The 1,859-nt window shown below is 66.3% G+C and carries 2 protein-coding genes; one reads left to right on the top strand and one right to left on the bottom strand.

Translation table 11 applies throughout. The features are described from left to right. Positions 1-186: 186 nt before the first annotated feature. Positions 187-1,116, top strand: coding sequence for a histone deacetylase family protein (locus ACRDUX_RS23065; RefSeq protein WP_526416867.1), 930 nt, complete (start codon positions 187-189; stop codon positions 1,114-1,116). Positions 1,117-1,120: 4 nt separating this feature from the next. Here the strand turns inward: ACRDUX_RS23065 and ACRDUX_RS23060 are convergent, their stop codons facing one another. Continuing rightward, complete coding sequence (locus ACRDUX_RS23060) at positions 1,121-1,717, bottom strand: Rv1733c family protein (RefSeq protein WP_526416865.1); 597 nt, start codon at positions 1,715-1,717, stop codon at positions 1,121-1,123. Positions 1,718-1,859 lie beyond the last annotated feature (142 nt).

The following is a 1,859-nucleotide window of genomic DNA, read 5'->3' as shown; positions in this document are numbered from 1 at the left end:
GCGTTGCATGGAACAGGCCAGCGATCTCCTCGTCGTGGCCACCGAGCGATTGACGCTGGCGGCGCTGGGCGCCGTCGCGGCCGAAGACGAAAGGGACTAGCCACATCAATGAAACATGTGATTGCATACAGTATCCGGAAGCCCGCAACCCGGCCCCAGCGCGTGATCTGAAGGGAGACCCAAGCCTTGGCCACTCTGCTCATCCACCATGCGATCTTCGCCAGCCACCAGACCTCCACAGGGCATCCCGAGCGTCCGGACCGCTATCGCACGGTGCAGGCGGCCCTCGATCGGCCGCAGTTCGACGCCCTGGTGCGCGAGGAGGCTGGGATCGCCGACCTCGATACGACGCGTTACGTCCATACCAACGCCTACGTCGACGGGCTGGAAGGGGCTCGCCCACACGAGGGCTACGTCTACCTCGACGGCGGCGACACCATGATGGAGCCCTCCACGTGGGAAGTCGTGTTGCGCGGCGTCGGTGGCACCGTGCAGGCGGTCGACAGCGTCCTCGCCGGCGGCGTGCAGAACGCCTTCGTCGCGTGCCGCCCTCCTGGACACCACGCCGAGACTGATCGGGCGATGGGCTTCTGCCTGTTCAACAACATCAGCATCGGTGCTCGTCACGCCCAGCTCAAACACGGGCTGACCCGAGTCGCGATCGTCGACTTCGACGTCCATCACGGCAACGGCACCCAGGAGATCTTCTACTCCGATCCGAGCGTGCTGTACGCCTCCACCCACCAGATGCCATGGTTCCCAGGCACCGGGGCAACCCGCGAGACCGGTGTCGGCAACATCTTCAACACTCCGCTGGCGGCCGGTGACGGCGGCGTTCAGCTGCGCGAAGCCTTCGAGGATCGAATCTTGCCTGCGCTCGACGTGTTCGCACCGGAGCTCATCATCGTCTCCGCCGGCTTCGATGCCCACGAACGCGATCCACTGGGTTCACTGTGCATGACCGCAGGCGACTTCGCCTGGGTGACGCGCGAGCTGATGTCGGCGGCGGAGCGGCACTGCGAGGGTCGGCTGGTGTCCGTCCTGGAAGGCGGGTACGACCTGCAGGGCCTGAGGGAATCGGTCACCGCGCACGTCGGCGAGCTGATGCGCGGCTAGCGAGTCAGGACTTGTGTGTGGCGGAGCCTCCGCCGTTTCCGACGAGCTCCTGCAGCCCGCGGTCCCAACCGCGGACCCGAGAGCGTTCGAGCACCCTCCACAGCATCGCGAATGCCCCGCCGACCACGACCGCCAGTGCCAGCCACACGAGCGCCCCCGTGCCGACTGCCAGGACGTGCCCGTCGGCGTCAGTGAGAGGTGGCGTGGTGACCTTGCCCTGGTCGTCCAGCCAGATGCGCACGTGGTCGCCCGCCTTGACCGGTCGATCGACCTTGGTCACGGTGTCCTGCGTTGCGTTCTGCGCGAACCACCGCACCGGCACCGAGAATGTCATGGCCACCGACTCGGAGATCATGGAGTCGGACTTGCTGTTCCCCAGAGCCGTCGCCTCCACGGGATGACGGGTGGCAGCCTCGGCCGCGACGGTGTGCGCGTGAGCTGCATAACCCATCTGACCGAGAACCACGGCGGGGTAGACGGCGGCGAGCAGCATGATCAGCCCCGCAACGACGGCCCAGGCTTGCACGCGGTCCGCGGCGCGAGTCAGCGGAGAGCGCCCGAATGCGCCCGCTGACCACCAGCGAACGGGGTTCGTAGTCATCGACGCCGCCCCTGTGCTGCTCTCGCTGCCGTCACACGCATATGACGATGGTTCCCCAAAAGCAGGCATCAATACCACTCAGAACACCGCGATATCGATCACATGAGCGGCATATCACACCGTTCACTCGCGCCGCAAGGCC

The organism is Mycobacterium sp. (genome assembly GCF_050701675.1).
In the GTDB taxonomy this organism is placed as follows: domain Bacteria; phylum Actinomycetota; class Actinomycetes; order Mycobacteriales; family Mycobacteriaceae; genus Mycobacterium.
The sequence above is the reverse complement of the archived record's forward strand: the minus strand, read 5'-3'. Positions and strand labels throughout refer to the sequence as shown.